17 protein-coding genes and 2 pseudogenes are annotated in these 20,452 nt (G+C 57.8%); 5 read left to right on the plus strand and 14 right to left on the minus strand.

Annotated elements, in window-relative coordinates; translation table 11 throughout:
- Positions 1 to 155 precede the first annotated feature (155 nt).
- The 12 genes from DU478_RS19360 to DU478_RS19415 form a co-directional block, all read right to left on the minus strand.
- Positions 156 to 785, minus strand: a complete 630-nt coding sequence (locus DU478_RS19360) for a hypothetical protein (protein WP_037931030.1) — start codon at positions 783 to 785, stop codon at positions 156 to 158.
- 105 nt (positions 786 to 890) lie between these two features.
- Positions 891 to 1,367: a DUF6915 family protein gene (locus DU478_RS19365; RefSeq protein ID WP_037930962.1), complete on the minus strand. Its 477-nt coding sequence runs from the start codon at positions 1,365 to 1,367 to the stop codon at positions 891 to 893.
- Between the two features lies 1 nt (position 1,368).
- Positions 1,369 to 1,752 carry a DUF6878 family protein gene (locus DU478_RS19370; RefSeq protein WP_009804230.1) on the minus strand — a complete coding sequence of 128 codons (384 nt, stop codon included), beginning with the start codon at positions 1,750 to 1,752 and terminating at the stop codon, positions 1,369 to 1,371.
- Between the two features lie 80 nt (positions 1,753 to 1,832).
- Positions 1,833 to 2,129 carry a hypothetical protein gene (locus DU478_RS19375; protein ID WP_009804229.1) on the minus strand — a complete coding sequence of 99 codons (297 nt, stop codon included), beginning with the start codon at positions 2,127 to 2,129 and terminating at the stop codon, positions 1,833 to 1,835.
- 116 nt (positions 2,130 to 2,245) lie between these two features.
- Positions 2,246 to 2,626: a DUF3768 domain-containing protein gene (locus tag DU478_RS19380; protein ID WP_009804228.1), complete on the minus strand. Its 381-nt coding sequence runs from the start codon at positions 2,624 to 2,626 to the stop codon at positions 2,246 to 2,248.
- 126 nt (positions 2,627 to 2,752) lie between these two features.
- Positions 2,753 to 4,924: a ParB/RepB/Spo0J family partition protein gene (locus DU478_RS19385; RefSeq protein ID WP_009804227.1), complete on the minus strand. Its 2,172-nt coding sequence runs from the start codon at positions 4,922 to 4,924 to the stop codon at positions 2,753 to 2,755.
- Positions 4,925 to 5,073: 149 nt separating this feature from the next.
- Entirely contained in the window at positions 5,074 to 5,532 is a 459-nt protein-coding gene (locus DU478_RS19390) for an acyl-CoA thioesterase (RefSeq protein WP_007120589.1), read from the minus strand.
- 73 nt (positions 5,533 to 5,605) lie between these two features.
- Entirely contained in the window at positions 5,606 to 6,487 is an 882-nt protein-coding gene (locus tag DU478_RS19395) for a helix-turn-helix domain-containing protein (protein ID WP_227511477.1), read from the minus strand.
- 52 nt (positions 6,488 to 6,539) lie between these two features.
- A complete protein-coding gene (locus DU478_RS19400) occupies positions 6,540 to 7,742 on the minus strand; it encodes a CaiB/BaiF CoA transferase family protein (RefSeq protein ID WP_037930974.1) in 1,203 nt (400 codons plus the stop codon).
- Positions 7,742 to 8,896, minus strand: coding sequence for an iron-containing alcohol dehydrogenase (locus tag DU478_RS19405; protein ID WP_037930977.1), 1,155 nt, complete (start codon positions 8,894 to 8,896; stop codon positions 7,742 to 7,744). The genes DU478_RS19400 and DU478_RS19405 overlap by 1 nt, the downstream gene beginning before the upstream one ends.
- A gap of 18 nt (positions 8,897 to 8,914) precedes the next feature.
- Positions 8,915 to 10,075 carry an acyl-CoA dehydrogenase family protein gene (locus DU478_RS19410; protein ID WP_037930980.1) on the minus strand — a complete coding sequence of 387 codons (1,161 nt, stop codon included), beginning with the start codon at positions 10,073 to 10,075 and terminating at the stop codon, positions 8,915 to 8,917.
- A 15-nt stretch (positions 10,076 to 10,090) separates the two neighbouring features.
- A complete protein-coding gene (locus DU478_RS19415; RefSeq protein ID WP_037930983.1) occupies positions 10,091 to 10,885 on the minus strand; it encodes an IclR family transcriptional regulator in 795 nt (264 codons plus the stop codon).
- A gap of 180 nt (positions 10,886 to 11,065) precedes the next feature.
- Here DU478_RS19415 and DU478_RS19420 point away from each other — a divergent pair, with 180 nt between their 5' ends.
- Positions 11,066 to 12,511, plus strand: a complete 1,446-nt coding sequence (locus DU478_RS19420) for an NAD-dependent succinate-semialdehyde dehydrogenase (protein ID WP_073194559.1) — start codon at positions 11,066 to 11,068, stop codon at positions 12,509 to 12,511.
- Between the two features lie 8 nt (positions 12,512 to 12,519).
- Complete coding sequence (locus DU478_RS19425) at positions 12,520 to 14,559, plus strand: FAD-dependent oxidoreductase (protein ID WP_037930989.1); 2,040 nt, start codon at positions 12,520 to 12,522, stop codon at positions 14,557 to 14,559.
- On the opposite strand, the pseudogene DU478_RS19430 reads toward DU478_RS19425, so the two are convergent.
- Positions 14,547 to 15,295, minus strand: a pseudogene (locus DU478_RS19430) (IS5 family transposase); the annotation flags it as partial. The gene DU478_RS19425 and the pseudogene DU478_RS19430 overlap by 13 nt on opposite strands.
- A gap of 324 nt (positions 15,296 to 15,619) precedes the next feature.
- Positions 15,620 to 16,647 (minus strand): annotated as a pseudogene (locus DU478_RS19435) (IS110 family RNA-guided transposase).
- A 287-nt stretch (positions 16,648 to 16,934) separates the two neighbouring features.
- Between DU478_RS19435 and DU478_RS19440 the strand changes: the two are divergent.
- From DU478_RS19440 to DU478_RS19450, 3 genes are all read left to right on the plus strand, one after another.
- The gene (locus DU478_RS19440; protein ID WP_017468330.1) at positions 16,935 to 17,837 is read left to right on the plus strand and encodes an alpha/beta hydrolase; all 903 of its coding nucleotides are present in this window, start codon (positions 16,935 to 16,937) and stop codon (positions 17,835 to 17,837) included.
- Positions 17,838 to 17,952: 115 nt separating this feature from the next.
- The gene (locus DU478_RS19445; protein WP_009804217.1) at positions 17,953 to 19,590 is read left to right on the plus strand and encodes a flavin-containing monooxygenase; all 1,638 of its coding nucleotides are present in this window, start codon (positions 17,953 to 17,955) and stop codon (positions 19,588 to 19,590) included.
- A gap of 72 nt (positions 19,591 to 19,662) precedes the next feature.
- Positions 19,663 to 20,418: an SDR family NAD(P)-dependent oxidoreductase gene (locus DU478_RS19450; protein WP_009804216.1), complete on the plus strand. Its 756-nt coding sequence runs from the start codon at positions 19,663 to 19,665 to the stop codon at positions 20,416 to 20,418.
- Positions 20,419 to 20,452: the final 34 nt, after the last annotated feature.

Raw genomic sequence — 20,452 nt, forward strand, 5'->3', positions numbered from 1 at the left:
TCGGCTCAGGGAGGAGGAGAGAACCGATCACAAGAGCGAACATAGGAGCAATGCTGCAGTCGCACAATGGGCGGGCTATGACTTTTCTGCAATGCAGCAATGCATGTCCGCGATCGGGTGCTGCCCATAGTTCCGGTGTGTGGCGGCGAGTTATTCTATGGATATGCGGTCAATGCACCGGTCGCGGGTGGCGCATGGGGATCGGACCGAGGAACGGCATTCCGCGCCTCCGGCAAACAATGCGTCTCATAGGCGCCAACAAACCCCCAGCAAGCGTCGATCTCCTCGCCACCCTGTTCGACGATGTAACCATAGACACGCCCACCAAGGTAAGAATCGTAGTCGGCGGTCTCACCACGTAAGATGTCTACAGCCTGTTCGCGCAGGGCCTTGGTCACGCGTTTTACACCGAATTCCTTTCGGACCGCTTCGAGCGTCACGTAGACGTAACCGACCTGCCCAGAATCCCACGGGCAGTGGAACCCGACGGTGTTCATCGCGAGACCGGAATGGTCATAGAGAAACACAGGCAGAATGATTGCCTTCCGCTCGGCGCGGTCCCGCAGACGATCCATCGAGAGATCGCTCTGATCCGAGACGCCCGCAAGATCGCGCAGGAACGCCTCAGGGCTGTCGTACTGATGGCTGTCACCCAGCCGATAGCGGCGGTGCCAGCAGATCAGCGTACCGAGGTTGCACCACTCTCGTGGGTCCTCAGCGTCGGGGTCGTGGTAGATCTTGATCGTGTGGCCCTGGTGGACCTCCTCGTAGACGGGATCTTGCATGTCCATGTCCTTTCTCGAAACGCAATCGACCCGCCAAGCCGGTTGTGGCGCAGGCGGGTCGATCTGGATGGGATCAGATGGTTGGTGAGTTTGCCGCCCGGCGGATCAGGCGGCGGCGCGATTCTGGCGATGCTGGACGTGCTCGACAGAGACCTTGAGAAGCCAATCCTCAAAGCCAAGAATGGTCTGGTGACCCGCAACCGCCTGGACCCAGGCCGCACGCGGATCGCTGCCGATCTGCGTCGGGTCGTTGTCGATCCGGCCATTGGCCATCCACGGTTCGGGTTGTATGCGTCCGAGCCAGTCAGCCAGTGACGGGATACGCCCCTGGCAGTCTTCGCGCACATGCTGCTCGCCGATCCAGCGGATCGGAACGACCCGGCCCGCGCTGTTGATCAGGCTGCGACCGAACACCCGCTCGGCATCATAAATCCCGACCGTATGATGTTTTTGGGCTCTGTGAACAAAGAGACCTAGGTGCTCTTTAGATGAGTCAAACCAGTCATGCACATGTTGGTAATCATCTGGAACACCGCCAAATCTACGGGCCGAGCTTTCGGCGTGGTGGAGAGGATGTGCCATGTCAGAGCCCCTCATGTTCTGTGGTGTCGGTCTCGATGAAGCGGTTCGAGTGGCTGACATCGATCTTGTCCGTCTCGAGCGCCCAGGTCAATTCGCCATAGCCGCCCTCGTTGTTTTCGAAGCCAGGGCTCAGCGCATAGGCAAAGTCCCAGCCGAAATCTTCGACCCGTCGCCGCAGCTCTTCTGTCAGGGTAATCGTGTCAGGCGTCACGACGACCTCCTCGACATTGCCGGAATCGCCATAGCCTTCATATTGCACGTCGAGGCCGGTCACGCCGAGGCCGCGCAGTTCGGTGAGAAGCGCCGCGCGGGTCTCGACCCGCTGTTCGGCTGCCCGTCTCTGGGCTTCGAGCATCTGCGCGTAGAAATCATTTGCTTGTGTCATATCTTCGGTCCTTTGGAATTGAGGGAGGGTGAGGGCGACCGTCTTGCAGGCCGCGCCCCGGAGGTTTCCTTTGGGGGGCTTCAGGCCGCAGCGTCGCCGCGTTTCTCAGCCGTCCGGTCAACCAGGTTGAAATACAAATTCTCGGTCGCGCGCTTGAACCCCGGCGGTTTGCGCGGAGCGAGGCAGCGCACCGAGGCGCTGCAGCTCTCGCCGTGCTCCATCGCGAACTGCGTCACTTGGTCGATCAGATCATCCATGCCCGCGGCCTCGATGCGCTTTTCGGGGTAGTTCGCCAGCATCTGGAACTGGGTGACGACGAAGGCGCCATCGCGATGTGCGGGATAGAGGGTGATCTGGTAGTCGAGTGTCTTGGCCATCTCTGGTCTCCTGCGGCAGGCCGGACACGATCATCGCGCCCCTTGGAACCCGCCAGCCCGAAAGGACCGCCCTTTGTGCAAGGGCGATCCGTGGCGATGTCGGTGAAAAAGGGGCGTCAGTATTCCGACGGCAGAAGCAGGGTCAGGACCCGGCGCGTCTGATCAGGATCGGAGGGCTCAGGCGAGCCATAGGTGTAGTCGACGTCGTACAGGTCGATCTTGAACCAGACCTTCGTGCCGTCGAGGTCGATGACGCCCATCTCGTGCCATCCTTGCGGGTCGCTGTCAGCGTTGAACGCGTCAAATGAAGCCACGCTGCGGGTGAGAGCAAGCTGGGCATCGGGCCCAAGCGCTGCAACGCCACGGGTCATCACGAACTGGCCCTGCGGGGCATCGGTGACGAGGATATTGCCAAGGATAGAGCGACGAAAGGCGTCATTCTGCGAAGCGACGAGTGCGGCTTCCTTAACGGGATCGAGGTCAAGTGTGGTGGTCATGGGATATCTCCGGGACGGGCCCGCCGATCCGATATCGGCTGTTGGTAACCCGTCAGCCGGAAAGGGCCGCCCTCGATGTGAGGACGGCCCAAGGCTCATGTCGTGATCAGGTCAGCGTGCGGCTCGTCAAGCCGCATCCTCGCTGAGGAAGGCGGGCAAGGACGACGGTTCATCGCTCTCGGCGTCGCTCAGAGAATCTTCGGCGGACACATCCCCCTCCTCGGTCTCCGGCGCTTCGCCTGCCATGTCGGCAACAGCCTCCGCCGCACCGGCAAACACCATCCCGTCGGGCAGCCAGCGCGTCGTCCTGACAACCGTTGCGGCGTCGAACCCTTCCGTCTCGCCGGCCGTTTCCGCGAAGGCCCGCTCCATCGCGGCCGCGATATCGCCCTTACGCTCGCGATTGCGATCTTCGGCGTAATCGTCGCCAATGAGCTTGCGCGCGGTAGCGACCGCATGCCCCTTGTTGACCCGACCCCAGTAATTCTGAGCAGTCGGGCGCCAGCAGGCCGCCACATCGACGTCAAGACGCGCGCCGATCTCCTCGATGATCGGGGAGGGGCGATTGTCGGAGGAAAGCTGCGGCTTGACTGCCAGACCCGTCGCCCAGGCGAAAAGCGCCTGCTTGGCGGCAATGGGCAGCGCCGACATCGCCCGGAAGTTTTCGGGCTTCTCCAGCGTAATCCAGTCGGTGGCGAGGCCCTGCTCCAGCGCCTCGAGCATCTTCTGGGCAACAGTATCCGAATGCAGCACCTCGCGGTTCTGCGCCTGGAAGGGCCGGATCGAGATATCGAGCGCCTCGTTGTTGTAGGACCGCCCCAGAGCCTGCTCGCAGAGCGCGTAGAGCATCGCATCGAACGCCACCTCGAAATCCGCCGCCAGATGCGCCCGAAGGATATGCTGACGCGTCGCGCGCAGATCGTCGGCGAGGCTCGCCGAAATCCCGTTCGCCTTGCGCAAGGTCGCGGCCGGGTCGGAGGTGGGCACCGGTGTCGAGGAGGTTGGCGGCGTCACGTTCGGGCGGACAGGAGACGGGGCATCACCCGCGTCAGCACTATTTTCGCTCGGGACGACCGCAGCGGGGATATCTTCTGGCCGCACGAGGCCTTTCTCGACACGCAGCGCGCCGTCATGACCGATGGTCAGAACCACGCCCGCGATGGCACGATCTTCGTCCGCGTAAGGCTGCCGTTCGCGTTGCAGGGCCTCGATCTCGCGCAGGCGCGGCTCGATGGCATAATATTCTTCCGTCTCCGCGTCCGTCCAGTCCTCGCCGTCATTCTTCGCCGCCAGTTCTTCCTCGCGCGCAATGAGACGTTCTTCTTCGGTGAGCAGGTCCGGATCGGGGTCGATGTCCTGCGGATAGACCCGCCCGAAGCTGCGAAACGCGCCGTAATCCACCGAGAGATGCACCTCGACCCATTTCCACGTTCCCTCGAAGGTTTTCGCCGCAGCCTGCAGCTTTTCGATGGCGAGACGCTCTAGGAGTTCGGGGTTCTCCATATGGGCGCTGGCGCGGTCGTCGAAGAGATCGCGCAGCAGAACACCACCCGCCGCCTCATAGGCCTCAATGCCGACAAAGCGCCCGATGGCCGAGTTCGCCGAATGGGCGGTCTCGGTAAGATGGCGTTTGATGCTTTGCGGATGGATGTGATAGCCGCCCTTCACTGCGTTCCAGACCGCCAGCTGGCGATCATGGTCGTCGGTCAGTGTGAAAGCCATCACGCATTCAAGGGTCAGATCACCCGCGCGGAACTGCTCGATGATCTCGGGCGCGACACGGGCGAGTTTGAGGCGGCGGCGCACCAGGTCGACGGAGACGCCGAATTTGAGCGCGATCTCGTCTTCGCTGCGGCCCTCGGCGATCATCGCCTCAAAAGCCTCGAACTGGTCGGCGGGGTGCATCGCCGCGCGCTGGAGGTTTTCAGTTGCAGAAGTAAGGATGGCGTTGCGCTTATCATCGACGAGGCAGGGCACGGGGTGATCGGCGGGGATGACGCTGTCCTCAGCGAGCTGCTTCAGCGCCTTGAGGCGACGACCGCCGGCATCGACTGCAAAACGTGTCTCTGACAGCGCATGAACCACCAGATTCTGTTTAATTCCGGTCTCGCGGATACTGACGAGGAGCTCAGCATCGTCGCTGGCGCTGGCCGCAACTTTTCGAACGTTGAGCGGGCTCGGCTCCAACTGGTCGAGCGGGATCATCCGGATGTCGGTCCCGCCGCCAGGCACGGACAACTCAGTGGCTTCGGTTTTCTTCGCAGTGGCGGGTTTCGGGCGGGTTGTGGTCTTGGCCATGGTCAGGGTCCTTGTCACGCCGGACCCGGAAGAGCCTCTCTCTATCCTTTCAAGCCCGGCACCCGGGCTTCCCTTTCTCTGGCTTTTTCTTGTGTTCCCTTACATGAGATCGTTTTGCACAGGCTTTGCTGTCTCCAAAGCCTACAGGCCTAGCTCACTGTTTGATTTTCCGAACCCACTTCCGCGAGCAAAATCTGCCGAATTGAGCTTTCAATTTTGACTTTACCAAATGTTGAAGCATCTCGGAAAACTGACTTCGTTTCGCATTCGAAGCAAATCAAGTCATGCTGACGGCCGACAACTTTTAGACCAACTGAACTTTCCCCGACATGGACCACATAGACCTCGCATGCTAGGTTCGCGCCTGCTTTCACCGGCGCATGGAATTGTAGGTCCATAGAGACAAAAGGCATGGCCGTGTTTCTTTCCGTGAGTAGAAAAAGCCAGCCCCGGCCTGAAAGCAAATCGTCCCAGAAAGTCTCGATCGCTTCCAGCGCGAAATTCGTAATCCGGCCAGTAAAGGCGATTCCCAGCTGGTCACAGTCGCCAAAGAAAATCCTGCGTTCGAAGGCAAATCGTGGTTTAAATTCTGTTTCTGGTACATTCATTGCAGCGTTACGGGCTCAACATTTCTTTGTCTCTGGTGCGTGACAGCGATAGGAAGGAATAGTTTTCCGGTCATTATGCCATGCGCCGGAATTCGGCGGGGGTCGCGCCTGTCATTTTTCGAAAAGTTCGACTAAAATGACTCTGATCTGCAAAACCGCAGTCAAGCGCGACCACTTTCAGGGGGGCATTACCCTTTCTCAGCATCTCCTGGGCCTTCGATATTCGCTTGCGCAAAACATATGCATACGGTGCCAACCCAAACTCCGCCTTGAACTGACGCGAAAAGTGAAACTGGCTGAAACCGATAGATGCGGCCATGTCTTCCAGACTGAGGTTTTCACCTAAGCAGCTTTCAACGAGATCGATGATTCTCTGCCTTTGAGCAGGGCTGAAGTTCGAGTTTGCGTCGCTGGTCAAAGAGACCTTGGCGTACTGACGCAGAAGGTGAACGGCGATCTGGCTGCGCAGGGCGTCGATGATCAATCTCTGGCCGATTCCACCGTTCTTTAGCTCATTCTCTAGCAATTGGATGCAGTTCAGGATACAGGGGTCCTTCGCAGATAGCCAATCATTGATCTCAATGGACTTCGGGTCACGATCAAAGACCGAAAGGGCCGTGTTTTCGAGTTCGCTGTGATTGAGATAGACGTGTCTAACCGTGATAGGCTCGGACCAACTCCAAGTGGATTCCTCTGCACGCGTGAGCAAGGAAATCCTACCTTTCTCTACGCGCGCGCTTTGCCATGGGCCGCCACTCGTGCGGCGCATAGTGGTTGGCGCGCCATCATATGCAACAATCATATAGTCGCGCATGGGGGGAATTGCCGCGTCTTGTCGCTCATAACGATAGCCCTTCAGGGTAATGCCGTTCCAGTTGCACCCGGAACTGTCCAACGTAGTCGTGCCGGGAATCCATTCGGGTATCCGGTCCGGTGATATGAGCAATCTTTCCATCTTGGCCTCCCTGAACTTTTTCACGATCGTCCGCTTGAGCTGAAATTTCGGCTTAGGTCGTCTCGCGCATCCGCGGTTCTTCTCGAACGATATCCGCTTGAGTCAATCTATCGATTTCAGCTTCTGTCAGTCCAGCCTCGCTAAGCAACTGCCTACTATGCTGCCCGAAGCGAGGCGGTGCCGCGCGAACCGCTCCGGGGGTACGCGACAAGCGTGCTGGCACGCCGGTGCCGCGGTAGGTGCCAACTGATACCACCATTCCGCGATGTCGGGTGTGTGGATGCTCCAACGCTTCATTCACATTCCGAACGACTCCGGCGGGAATCCCAGCTTTCAAAAGCACCGGCTCAAGTTTGAAGGCGTCATGTTGCACCAGGCACTCTGACAAGACCTCTGTCATCTCTGACCGATGCGCAAGACGCGCGGCATTGTCGGCAAATCGTGGATCGCAGGGCACCTCAGGTAGGCCAAGCACGTCACAGAGTTTTGCGAACTGACCATTGTTACCGATAGCCAGATAGAGTTTGCCATTACTTGTTTCGAACATGTCGTATGGTACGATATTTGGATGCCCATTGCCGGTCGCCATTGGTATCTGTCCGGACATGAGGGAATTAGCCGCTTGGGGATGCATCATGCTGATCGCGCAATCATATAGCGGCACTTCGATGGCTTGGCCCAATCCGGACCGGCCCCGTTCCAAAAGTGCGGCGAGAATAGCGTTACAGGCGATCAGACCGGTGCCGATGTCCACGATGGGCGTACCCATGCGTGTCGGGCCTTCGGAGGGATTGCCGTTGATGCTCATGAGGCCCGTCATAGCTTGTACCACGGCGTCATAGCCGGGAAAACCGCCAAGTGGGCCATCGGAACCAAATCCAGTCACGTGGCAGAGTACCAGTCTAGGAAAACGTGCCCTGAGAACATCATCATAACCAAGCCCCCATTTTTCAAGAGTACCAGACTTAAAATTGTGAACTAAAACATCTGCATCCTGAAGAAACCGCAATATCAGGTCGCGCCCTTCCGGTTGCTGCAGATCGATAGCGATGGACCGCTTGTTGCGGTTGGCGCCAGAGAAATAGGCGCTGAGTTCATCATTGAAAGGCGGGCCCCAACTGCGGGTCTCGTCGCCCAGAGGCGGCTCCACCTTGATGACCTCAGCGCCATGATCCGCAAGCATTTGGGTGCAGTAAGGCCCGCCCAGCACGCGGCTGAGGTCGACCACCTTGATCCCGTCCAATGAGCCAGCCATCAAAGCGCCTCCTGATAGAGGCGCGACACATCTTCGGCTGTCATGTCGCGCGGGTTGGTCTCCAGCAATCGCGTGATACCGGTCACGACCTCATTAGCCATTCCGGGAATGGCTGCCTCGGTCACTCCGACACCAGAAAGTCGAGACTCAAGTCCGCTTTCGACTAGCATCCGTTCCATCTCGTCGATCAGGCCATGGGCCGCAGCCGCATCAGAGTTAAAAGGCCGCGAGGGCAGTAGTAACCGCGATAGACGAGCATATTCAGCTTCTGCAACGGGCATGTTGAACCTCATCACTGGTCCTGCGACCAGAGCGTTTGCGTGCCCGTGAGGAACCTTGAAACCTGTTCCCAGTGGGTATGACAAGGCATGAATCGCCCCCACGCTGGCATTAATGAAGGCCATCCCAGCCAGTGTCGCCCCCAACAGCATGGCCTCTCGCGCTGACAGGTCCGAAGGCGTTTCCATGACGATTGGTAAGTTCTGACCGAGAAGCACCAGCGCTTTGTCCGCCATTCCATCGGAAATGGGATTCTTTCTGGTGCGACTGGTTACTGCCTCAATGGCGTGAACCATTGCGTCTAACGCCGTGGCCGCTGTGATGTGACGAGGCATTCCCAATGTTAGCTTTGCATCTAGCAAGGCAACGTCAGGCAGAAGCTGCGGTGCATATACCGCTTTTTTTTCGTGGCTTTCCGAAGTCAGCACGGACACCCATGTTACCTCTGATCCGGTCCCTGCCGTGGTTGGCACCTGAATCAGTGGCAAGCGTTTATCGGTGACCTGATTGATCCCGATCATGTCCGTAATCGGTTGATCGTTGGCTACCGCCGCTGCGATGACCTTGGCAGTGTCCAGTGAACTGCCGCCGCCAAGTCCGATGATTCCGTCAGCACCAAAGGCCCGCGCGACCTCTACCGCGGCCTCGACGACAGCGATCGGGGGGTCCGCTTTGACTTTATGAAAAATCTCAACCTCGATGCCAGCAGCCCTAAGTGAGGCGGCTGCCTCGTCCGCAAAACCACAGGCCAATATGCCCGGGTCCGTCACGACCAGCGCACGGGTGCAAGACAAATCTTGCATCAGGCTGCCGATCCGGCCAAGCCCACCGCTCTCGCAGACGATCCTCGGGGTGGAAAGGAAATTGAAGTCCATAGTTTGTCTTCGCTCCTGTTAAGCTGCTGCAGTGCGGATCATATTCCGCGCGATCAGTATTTGCTGAATCTGGGTTGTCCCCTCGTAGATGCGGAAGAGACGCACATCGCGATAGAAGCGCTCGACCGCATATTCGGCCATGTATCCTGCACCGCCGTGGATTTGCACTGCGCGATCGGCCACTCGACCTACCATCTCACTGGCAAACATCTTGCAGCAGGCAGCATCAGTCGACACGTTCTGACCAGCGTCCTTGCGGCGTGCTGTTTCTTCGATCATGCAACGCGCTGCGAAGGCCTCGGCGCGACTGTCAGCCAGCATGGCTTGGATCAGTTGCTTTTCAGCGATGGGTTCACCGAATTGTTTGCGTTCAATCGCATAGGATAGGCTGTCACGGATCAGCCGTTCGGCGGCGCCCACACAGACGGCAGAAATATGCAGTCGGCCCCGATCAAGGACTTTCATTGCCGTTTTGAAGCCCTTGTTCAGACGGTCCGGCCCGCCGATGATGTTCGAGGCAGGCACGCGGACATTGTCAAGGATGACGTCGCATGTGTGCGAACCCTTCTGCCCCATCTTCCTGTCAGGCTGGCCAAGCGTTATGCCCGGCGTCCCTGCCTCGACGAGAAAAGCGCTTACGCCGGCAGAACCTTTCACCTCTGGACTGGTCCGGGCAAAAACCGTGAATAGATCGGCACGCGGCGCATTGGTAATGTAGCGCTTCGTGCCGTTCAGTAGGAAATCGTTTCCATCACGCCGCGCAGTGGTGCGCAGACCGCCAGCATCCGAACCAGCATCTGGCTCGGTTAGGGCGAAGGATGCGATCATATCTCCGGAGGCGAGAGCTGGTAGATACTTCGCCTTCTGCTCGTCGGTTCCATCGATGATGATTCCCTGCGAGCCGATCCCGTTGTTTGTGCCAACTAGCGACCGGAACGCAGGCGAAGCCTGGCCAAGAACGAAAGCGGCTTGCACTTCCTCTATCATCGACAAGCCAAGCCCGCCGAAATCCTCCGGGATCGACATGCCGAAAAGGCCCATCGTGCGGATTTCATCGACCAGCATAGGCGGAATCACATCTTCATCGGCGACGCGATCCTCGTAAGGGATTAGTCGCTCTTTCACGAAGCGGTCGAGCGCGTCGAGAAACTGGGAAAGGGTATCTGTATCAAGGGCCATTATGCTCTCTATTGTTCAGGGTGCGACCGCCGCAACGCGGCGGACAAGATCGACAAGGCGGTGCGCGACGTCGCTTTCGATCCAATCGCGCGTAAGGGTTTGCGAAGGACCGCCGCAGTTGAAGGCAATGATGGGTGAGCCGTCCGTCGGCACGAAGGGCACTGCTACTGCGTTCACATCACGCTTCCACTCCGTGAAGGACGTGCAATAACCGTACTGTTGGTAGTCTTCGATAGCTGCTTCGATTCCGGGCTGCACATTCGGCCAGTTGTCACCCTCATGTTCCTCCACAAGGGCCAGAATTCTGGCCTGCTCATCCGGGCCGTGTGCCGCTATGCAGGCGCGACCAACCGCGGTAGTGGCCAGTTTAATATGGGCACCAACCTCAATCGCCAGCGTGACGGCGTTGGTGCCCTTGCACCGCTCTAGATAGACCATCGATAGTCGGTCACGACTGGCCATGGCCGCCGGCATACCTGTGTAATCGGCTAATTCCTGCATAAAGGGCTTTGCGAGTTGCCGCAGCGGAATCCCTGCAAGGCAGGAGAAACCCAGCGAAAGCACTGGAGGGGCCAGTCGATAGCGTGCTGTATCCGGATCGTAGCTGAGGTATTCCAGCTTGTTCAGTGTATAGGCCAGCCTTGAGACCGTCGATCTGCTCAGGCCAGTGCGCTCGGCCAACTCACCATTCCCCAGAGCTTCCCCTTCCCGCCGAAAGGCCCGCAACAGCTCCAAGCCGCGCGCCAACGCCGTGACAAAATCGCGGTCCTGTCTCTCGGCGTCCTTGGTGCGGTCTTTCCTTGGTCTCACGACATCCCTCCTCGGGAAGAATTATGCGTCTTGAAACACATCTAAACGATCGATAACGTCCGCGTCAATACTGTGGTAAACTTTTCCGCTATGCGGAAAACTAAAGTCGTCCATCTGGTCCCCTTCGTGCCGGATCCTGCGGATGACACAACTGAGCGAGGGCATAACGCCATGAAAGAAATGAATTATCCGACCATCCAGCACCTCATCGGACGGGACTGGATCGCTTCTCCCACGCCGGAGGATCGTGCAGTCATAAACCCTGCAAACGGGCAAACTATCGGACAGATTCCGCAGGCTAGCGCCGCAGATCTGGACCATGCGGTTCACTCGGCCGAATCAGCTTTTCGCCGATGGAAAAACAGCTCTCCCATGGAACGAAGTGCAATTTTGCGACGGTTTGCCGACCTGCTGCGCCAAAATGACAGACTGATCGCTGGCTGGATCACTCTCGATGAAGGCAAGCCGCTGGCTGAGGCCTTGGCTGAGGTCCGCGCCTCAGCTGACCACGTCGACTGGCACGCCGAGGAATGTCGGCGCATTTATGGGCGCATCATTCCATCGCGCAGCCCGGGGGTACAGCAGCTTGTCGTGCGCGAACCGATAGGCGTCTGCCTTGCCATCACGCCTTGGAATTTTCCGCTGAGCCAAGCGGTACGCAAGGTCGCGGCGGCGCTTGCGTCAGGTTGCACGATGATCTTGAAAGCCCCGGCAGAGGCTCCGGCGGGCTGCATGGCAATTGCGCGCTATCTGCTGGATGCAGGCTTGCCCGAAGGCTGTCTGAACCTTGTCTGGGGTAATGCGGCCTTCATTTCGGAAACTCTTATTGCGCGCCCCGAGGTGCGCAAGATCACCTTCACCGGTTCGGTCGAGGTGGGCAAGCATCTGGCAGAATTGGCTGGCCGCCACATGAAGCGGGCGACGATGGAACTCGGCGGTCACGCGCCCGTATTGGTGTTCGACGACGCCGATGCCACGGCCGCGGCGCGCGCCTTGGCGGGCAACAAGCTGCGCAATGCAGGCCAGGTGTGCATCGCCCCAACCCGGTTTTACGTACAACAAGGCATCTACGACCGATTTCTGTCCGAGCTAGTTTCAGCATTTGAGAGCGTAAAGGTGGGCGATGGTTTAACCGAGGGCACACAGATGGGGCCATTGTGTCATCGCGGACGCGTGAATGCGATGGAAAAGCTCGTCGAGGATGCCCGCGAAAACGGTGCACGGGTGTTGACGGGAGGCAAAAGGGTTGGGAATCATGGTAACTTCTATGCCCCGACAGTCGTCGATACGCCCAACGACGACATCGACTTGATGCGCGAAGAACCCTTCGGCCCGATTGCTGTCGTCTCGTCTTTTCGTGAAATAGAGGACGGACTGTCGCGGGCCAACGGGCTACCCTTCGGGCTGGCGTCCTATGTCTTTACCAATTCGTTGGAGCGTGCAGATAAAGCAGCTGCGGGTTTGCAGGCAGGTATGGTAAGCATCAACCAGTTCGGCCTGGCTCTGCCCGAGACTCCGTTTGGCGGCGTAAGAGACAGCGGCTATGGGACTGAAGGCGGGACAGAAACCTTCGAAGGCTATCTCAATACCAAATTTATCTCGCGCAATCGAGCGCCAGTGCTGTGAGGATGCCCATGCCTGTTGAATTAAGCTTCTCAAATGGCGCAGCAATTCTGACCATAGACAATTCGCCGCTTAACCTAATCAACGCGGAGGTTCGGGCTGGAATACAACAATGTATCTTCCAAGTCCTCGAAACTGGCGCTACCAGGCTGATTATCACCGGCGCAGGAACGACGTTCGTCGCGGGCGCGGATGCGAAGGAATTCGGACAGTTGCCTGTTGATCCACAACTAAATGACGTGCTGTTGCAACTTGCGCACCTTCCGATTCCGACTATCGCAGCCATCAACGGGGCTGCGCTTGGTGGGGGACTAGAGATTGCTCTGGCTTGCTGCTATCGCATCGCCTCAACTTCTACCAAACTGGGCCTGCCAGAGGTAAACTTGGGGATCGTGCCTGGCGCAGGGGGAACCCAAAGACTGCCGCGACTTATCGGTATTGAAGCTGCGCTTGACATGATCGTCACCGGGAAGGCTGTTTCCGCCGAGCAGGCACTGAAAATAGGACTGATCCAGCTGCTAGCCGATGACCCGCTTGGCGCGGCCATAGCTCTCGATGACGCTGTTCTAGAGGCGGCACAGGCACCCGACAATCTTCCTTCACCAATGCCAAACCACTTCGCAGCGGAAGTCGCCCGCGCGCAGGTAGCGCGGCGTATGCCTGGCCAGAATGCCCCGCATGTTGCGGTGGACCTGGTCGCGGCCAGCGCGATGACGCCGCTGCACGACGCACTGGCCAGCGAGCGCGCTGCGTTTTTGGACCTTCGTGCCTCGGATCAGGCGCGGGCCCTTAGGCACGTTTTCTTCACCGAGCGTACCGCAACCAACAAGGGGCGCACCTACCCCCGACCTTCCCGAGATGCTGAAACCGCCATCGTGGTCGGTGGTGGTAATATGGGAGCAGCTATTGCGTACACGCTAGCGACCGCAGGGATCTCGGTGACTGTCGTCGAACGCAGTGCCTCGTCCGCAGAGTGGGCCAGAGAAAACCTGCAAAAGCTGATTGATCAGGGTATCAGTCGCGGCATTCTGTCCCCCGATGCGGGAAAGGCGGTTGAGGACCGGCTGGTTACGGTCTCAGGCTATGACGCTCTGCCACCAACCGATCTAGCAATCGAGGCGGCCTTCGAGGATTTTGCGGTCAAGAGCGCGATCTTGACCGAACTCGAAGGTGCTCTGCCGCCCGAGACGATTATTGCCACAAACACATCCTATCTCGATGTAAATCGGCTTTCTGATGGGTTGAAGCACCCAGCACGCTTTGTAGGGATTCATTTCTTCAGTCCTGCGCATATTATGAAGCTTCTGGAAGTCGTCAGGAGCGACCGAACGTCAGACGATACATTAGGTGCAGCATTTGTGCTGGCGCGCAGGCTTGGTAAAATCCCGGTACTGTCTGGTGTTTGCGATGGCTTCATCGGAAACCGAATTTTGTCTAGCTACCGTCACGCCGCTAATCGCCTTCTGGTGAAGGGGGCTATTGTCGACGAGATCGACGCGGCTATGCGCGGATTCGGTATGGCGATGGGTCCATATGCTGCACAGGACATGTCGGGGCTGGACATCGCCTACGCGAATATCCGTCGCAAGGCCGCTGCAGAAGGGAACTGCTGTGGTCACATGCCCTTGGTCGAGCGGCTGGTCGAAAAGCACAAACGCCTAGGACGCAAATCGGGCGCCGGATGGTACGACTATGGGCCGGACGGCAAACCCTCACCTTCGGAGCTGGTCGCTAGCGAAATACTCCGTGTCTCAGAAGAAATGAACTTCACTCGCCGGGAGTTCTCAGCTGACGAAATCGTAGAAAGGCTCTTGCTCGCAATGGTGGCGGAAGCCTGCGATATCCTTGACGAAGGCGTCGCAGAAAAACCGCAAGACATCGACCTAGTAATGATTCACGGCTACGGATTTCCCCGCTGGCGGGGAGGCCTGATGCACCACGCCAAAAATATCGGCAAGGATCGGTTGGCCGCGCTGTTTAGCGCGCTTGTCAAAGAGGACCCTTGCGACTGGAGGGTGCCTCGTTATTTAGAAAGGGTTTTCGCGACCTGACGGTCAAAGTCCCGCGCCATAAGGCGCTGCCCCAGCAACTTAACACAGTGCATCTTCGTCTCGACGCGGCTTAGGCGGTGATGGTCTTCCAAGACTTTGCGTTCTTACCTGGTGGGATAACGGCGTGGACGCCACGGTCCGCAATCGCGTCCTGGCATTTTCGTGTGTCATACGCACCGTCAGCCGTGACACTGCTGGTCTGCCGGGATCTGTTCAAGAAGGTTGGGTAACACTGGAGCGTCACCGATGTGGCTCCCGGTGATCTGAACAGCGCGCACTTCCAACGTTTGCTCGTCGATCCCGAGGTGGATCTTGCGCCAGACCCGTCGCTTGGGGCCGCCATGCTTGCGGGCATGCCACTCACCTTCAAGCTTGATCCCCGTGCTGTCCACCAACAAGTGCAACGGCCCTTTGGAGCCGCGATACGGGATGTTCACGGCCAGGGTCTTCTGGCGCCGGGACAGGGTGCTGAAGTCGAGCACCGTCCAGTCGAGACCGATCAGCCGCAACAGGCTCTCGACGAACCCGGTCGCCTGTCGCAAGGCCATGCCGAACAGGACCTTCATCGAAAGACAGGTCTGGGTCGCGGCGTCGCTGTAACTCTTCTGCCTGTCGGCACGGCCTCCCAGCTCATCTCGGGGTCAAACCAGATCGTCAGCGAGCCACGGCGCTTGAGCGCTTCGTTATAAGCGGGCCAGTTCATGGTCTTGTATGTCGGGGTTGTCGGTCTGCTCATGCACCTCAGCTACCACGCTGGATTCATAAGATGAGTCCGACACGGGATTTGTGCATGCATGCCCCCATTGGTGCAAGTGATTTTTTGAACGGCGCGAGCGTGTGATCGGGTGCGGTCATGTATCAGGCCTCTGTGTGCGGCGCTGATGTAACCGCGGGCCGGTATGGCGATGCGCGGACCAGAGGCATATCAACAAACCGAGCTCGGTGGCTCCTGCACAAATGCTGCTTTCTCTGACCCGGATCTGATCGATCCTTTGCCCTTACTTTTCAGTGACCTCCTCACACTCCCAACTTACCGGGACGTCGTGGCATGCCGTCTTCGCTATGCCATCGCCGCCACCGGATTCCGGTAATCCTCTTGTTTCATTATGATGGCCCAGAGGCCACGCGCCATCTTGTTGGCCAGCGCAATCGCGGCGACCCATGCGCGGCTTGCGGGTTAGTAGGCGTTTCAGCCAGCCATTATTCGGTGTGTCAAACCGCTCGACAGCCTGGAGGACAGCCATAGCGCCAGAGACCAAGAGTGTCCGGAGTCGCGCTGTCGCATCTTCGAGGTCTTCCCGAGCCGGGCTTTGCCGCCCGTCGAGTGCTGCTTCGGCACAAGCCCAAGCCAGGCGGCAAAATCGCACCCGCGCCGGAAGGTGGCCAGGTCACGGGCAAATGTCTCGATCGCAAGCGCCGTGACAGGAACCACGCCCGGCATGGTTTGTGTTCGGCGCACCAAGTCGGCTTTCTTGGCGGCACATCGCATCTTCGCGTCAAGCTCTGCAACACGCGTATTCAGCCCCTCAATCTGCCCCAGATACATCCGGCCGAGGTCACGAACCTCAGCATGCAGCGCGGTGTCATCACCTGCGATTGCGTCCGCGAGTCGCTTGAGATGGGCAGGCCCGCGGGCCGCGACCAATCCGTGTTCGGCGAGGTGGCCGCGTAAAGCGTTGATCATCTGGGGGCGCTGGCCGACAAACATCTGCCGCGTGCGAAACAGCATGGCACGGGCCTGCTGATCTTCCGTCTTCACTGCGAAAAAGCGCATGGTTGGACGCAATGCAGCCTCCAAGATGGCCTCTGCATCGGTCGCATCATTCTTCTGGCGTTTGACGAACGGCTTCACATAGACCGGCGGTATCAACCGCACGTCGCACCCCAGCTTCTCAAATTCGCGGCCCCAGCCATACGCCGTGGCCACGCCTCCATGGCGATCATGCATTTGGGTTGCTGTGCCACGAACGCGAGAAACTGGCCTCGTGAAAGCTTTTTGCGAAACGCGACTGACCCATCATTGTACGCACCATGCAACTGGATAACGCGCTTTGCCAAGTCGACACCGATAATTTTAATTTCGGACATAGATGCTCCTTCCTTCTGTGATGGCTTTTAACGCTCATCATAGTGGCACATTGCGATGCCGTCGGGAGGGGGTATCCACGCCATCAACAGAGCCTAGTAACGGGCATATCTGCCTCACGACAGGCTGAGCACGATCATACTATTTCCAAAGCAGGATTGTTCAATACATGGCGCATTTTTCGCCCTTACTCCGAGATAATTGGCGTATGCCGTTGACCGTTTGACGTCTTCGAGATTGGCGACGTCAGTTGGTGGCTTTGCCAAATGTTATGCTTGGGAGGATAAACATGGAAATCAGTAGAGAAGCCGATACGCTGCGGGCGCTTTATCAGAATTGGACCGATCAGATGGTCGAGAACCCAGACCTGACGATCGCGAACCTGCGCAGCATGTTCGATGAATGGGGGCAGCCCGCACTAGAGCCGGAAAACGTTAGCTACAAAAGCGATCATGTCGGAGGAGTTGAGGCTATCTGGGCCCTACCAGCCGGGGCAGATACCTCGCGTGTAATTGTTTACACTCATGGTGGCGGCTTTGCCGTCGGCTCAGCCGATAGTCATCGAAAAATGGCAGGGCACCTCGCTAAGGTGCTTGGGGTTACGTCGGTGATCCTGCACTATCGGCGCGCACCCGAGCACCCATTTCCGGCGCAGATCGAAGATGCAGTAGCCGCATACAAAGCGCTGCTGGATAAGGGTTTCAAGGCAAGAAATATTCTGACGGCTGGCGACAGTGCTGGCGGCAATCTTGCCATCGCCAGCGTGCTGAAGTTACGCGAACTTGGGTTGCCACTGCCCGGAGCGGTCATCGCCTATTCGCCCTGGCTCGACATGGCGATGCGCGGGGAAACACTGGAAACCAACGCGGAAACCGATGCGCTAGTCGGCAAACCGATCCTCGAAGCGATGGCGGGGATGTTCCTCGGTGAAGGCACGGATCCGCTTAATCCGTTGGCCAACCCGCTGGAGAACGATTTCACCGGTTACCCGCCGCTCTATATCAATGCCGGAGGGGCCGAGACGCTTAAGAGCGATGCCGAACGGTTGCACGAAAAGGCCAAGGCACAGGGCGTAAACGTGACCCTGTCTATCGTCGAAGGCATGCAGCATGTCTTTCCCGCGCTTTCGGGACGCGCGCCCGAGGCAAACGAGGAACTTGGTCGCATCGCCGCATGGTATCGGGCCCTCTGAGACCTGTACTCGCACTGCATTGCGGTGCGGTGCGAGACAAACCCCTACGAAACATTCATCTAGCATCTCACCCGCAATCTGCGGGGCGGAGCGGTCTTACTCTGGGAGGAGTGATATGAACATTCAGACTGAGAATACTAAAACGGTCGGAGCGGATTTTGACGCAGTCGTCATTGGCGCGGGCTTCGGCGGGCTTTACGCTGTCCACAAACTTCGCAACGAGCAGGGACTGAACGTCCGGGGCTATGACAGCGCCAGTGACGTTGGCGGCACCTGGTGGTGGAACCGATATCCCGGTGCGCTGTCAGACACGGAAAGCTATGTCTATCGCTATTCTTTTGACAAAGAGTTGCTTCGAAAAGGCCGCTGGAAAACCCGGTATCTGACCCAGCCCGAGATCCTCGAATACATGAACGAGGTAGCGGATCATCTCGATCTTCGACGCAGCTACAAGTTCGACACCAAAGTGGATGGCGCGCACTATAATGAAAAAACCGGTCTCTGGAACGTGATCACTGATAGTGGTGAGACAGTTACCGCAAAATACCTTGTCACTGGCCTCGGTCTCTTGTCCGCAACGAATGTTCCAAAATTCAAGGGCATCGATGATTTCAAAGGCCGTATCTTACACACAGGTGCCTGGCCCGAGGGAGTGGACTTGAGCAACAAACGCGTGGGCATTATCGGCACCGGCTCGACGGGTGTTCAGGTTATCACTGCAACGGCACCAATTGCAAAACACCTGACTGTTTTTCAGCGCTCTGCACAATATGTCGTGCCGATTGGGAACACCCCGCAAGACGATGCTACCATCGCCGAGCAAAAGGCGAACTACGATAATATCTGGAATCAAGTGAAGAATTCTGTTGTGGCCTTCGGCTTCGAAGAAAGCGCCGAACCCGCCGAAACCGCCTCGCCCGAGGAACGGGAGCGGGTCTTCGAAGCCGCCTGGCAGCGCGGCGGTGGTTTCTATTTCATGTTTGGCACCTTTTGCGATATTGCGACCAGCCAAGTGGCCAATGATGCGGCCGCTGACTTCATCAAGGGCAAGATCAAGCAAATCGTGAAGGACCCCAAGGTCGCAGAGAAACTGACGCCGAAGGACCTTTACGCCAAGCGCCCGCTTTGCGGAAACAACTATTACGAGGTCTACAACCGAGACAACGTGACCCTCGCCGACGTGAAGGCCGATCCGATCGCAGAGTTCACTCCGAACGGCATTCGTCTCGAAAGCGGCGAGGAGCATGAGCTTGACATCGTAATCTTTGCCACTGGTTTCGATGCGGTCGACGGCAATTACGTCAAAATGGACCTCCGCGGACGCGGAGGCGTGACCATGCGCGACACTTGGAAGGAAGGCCCACTCGGTTACCTCGGCATGATGGAGGTAGACTTCCCTAACTTCTTCATGATCCTTGGCCCTAATGGCCCCTTCACTAACCTGCCCCCCAGCATTGAGACGCAAGTTGAATGGATCGCTGACACGATTTGCGCAATGGAAGAAGAGGGGGTTCAAAGTGTGGAGCCAACCGTGGAGGCGCGCGACGCTTGGGTTGGCACCTGCCGTGAAATCGCCGACATGACACTCTTCCCCAAAGCTGAAAGCTGGATCTTCGGCGCAAATATCCCCGGAAAGAAGAATGCGGTGATGTTCTACATGGCCGGGATTGGCAATTATCGCAATGCCATTAGTGCGGTTAAGGAGGAAGGTTATACATCCCTGATCCGCGACCGCACTGCCGAGAAGGTGTAAAGAATTCCGTCGGGCATTAAGAAAACCCGGCGGAAACAATTAAATTTGTTCATGAACACTCAGGAGAGAACTATGGGACGGGTATCCGGAAAAGTCGCACTGGTAACAGGTGGCGCCATGGGCATGGGAAAAGCCCATTGTGAAACGCTGGCACGTGAAGGCGCGCATGTATTTGTAACCGACCGTGATACGGAAGCGGGTGAAAGCGTAGTAAAAGGTATCATTGGAGCCGGAGGGAAGGCGGAATTCATTCAGCATGACGTGACGCTTGAAGAAGATTGGAAGAATGTCATCTCCACGGTGCAATCAAGTGCTGGTCGACTTGATGTGCTAGTGAACAACGCTGGCATTCTCATTCTGAAGCCGCTCCACGAAACCTCGCCTGACGAATTTGACATGACGATCAACGTCAATGTACGCGGTGTTTATCTCGGTATCCGAGCCGCGGTTCCATTGATGAAAGAGACCGAAAAAGCATCAATTATCAATATTTCTTCAATCTATGGGATTGTTGGTGCCGCTTCGGCGGGAGCCTACATTGGATCCAAAGGCGCCGTACGGATGTTGACCAAATCCTGCGCAGTCGACCTGGCCGAAAGTGGCATACGTGTCAATTCGATCCATCCCGGTGTCATCGATACTCCCATGACAAAAGATCTGCTACACGCCGACGAAGAGACCCGGCAGGCAATTCTGGGGGCCACGCTGCTCAAGCGGCCAAGCAAACCTGAAGAGGTTTCGAATGCGGTCCTGTTCCTCGCATCGGATGAGTCATCGTTCGTTCACGGAGCAGAGATTGTAGTAGATGGCGGTTATACTGCGAATTGACAGAGACACATCCCAAGTAACGGCCTGGAACCCG

The sequence above is a fragment of the Thalassococcus profundi genome (assembly GCF_003344785.1).
GTDB classification, from domain to species: Bacteria; Pseudomonadota; Alphaproteobacteria; order Rhodobacterales; family Rhodobacteraceae; genus Puniceibacterium; species Puniceibacterium profundi.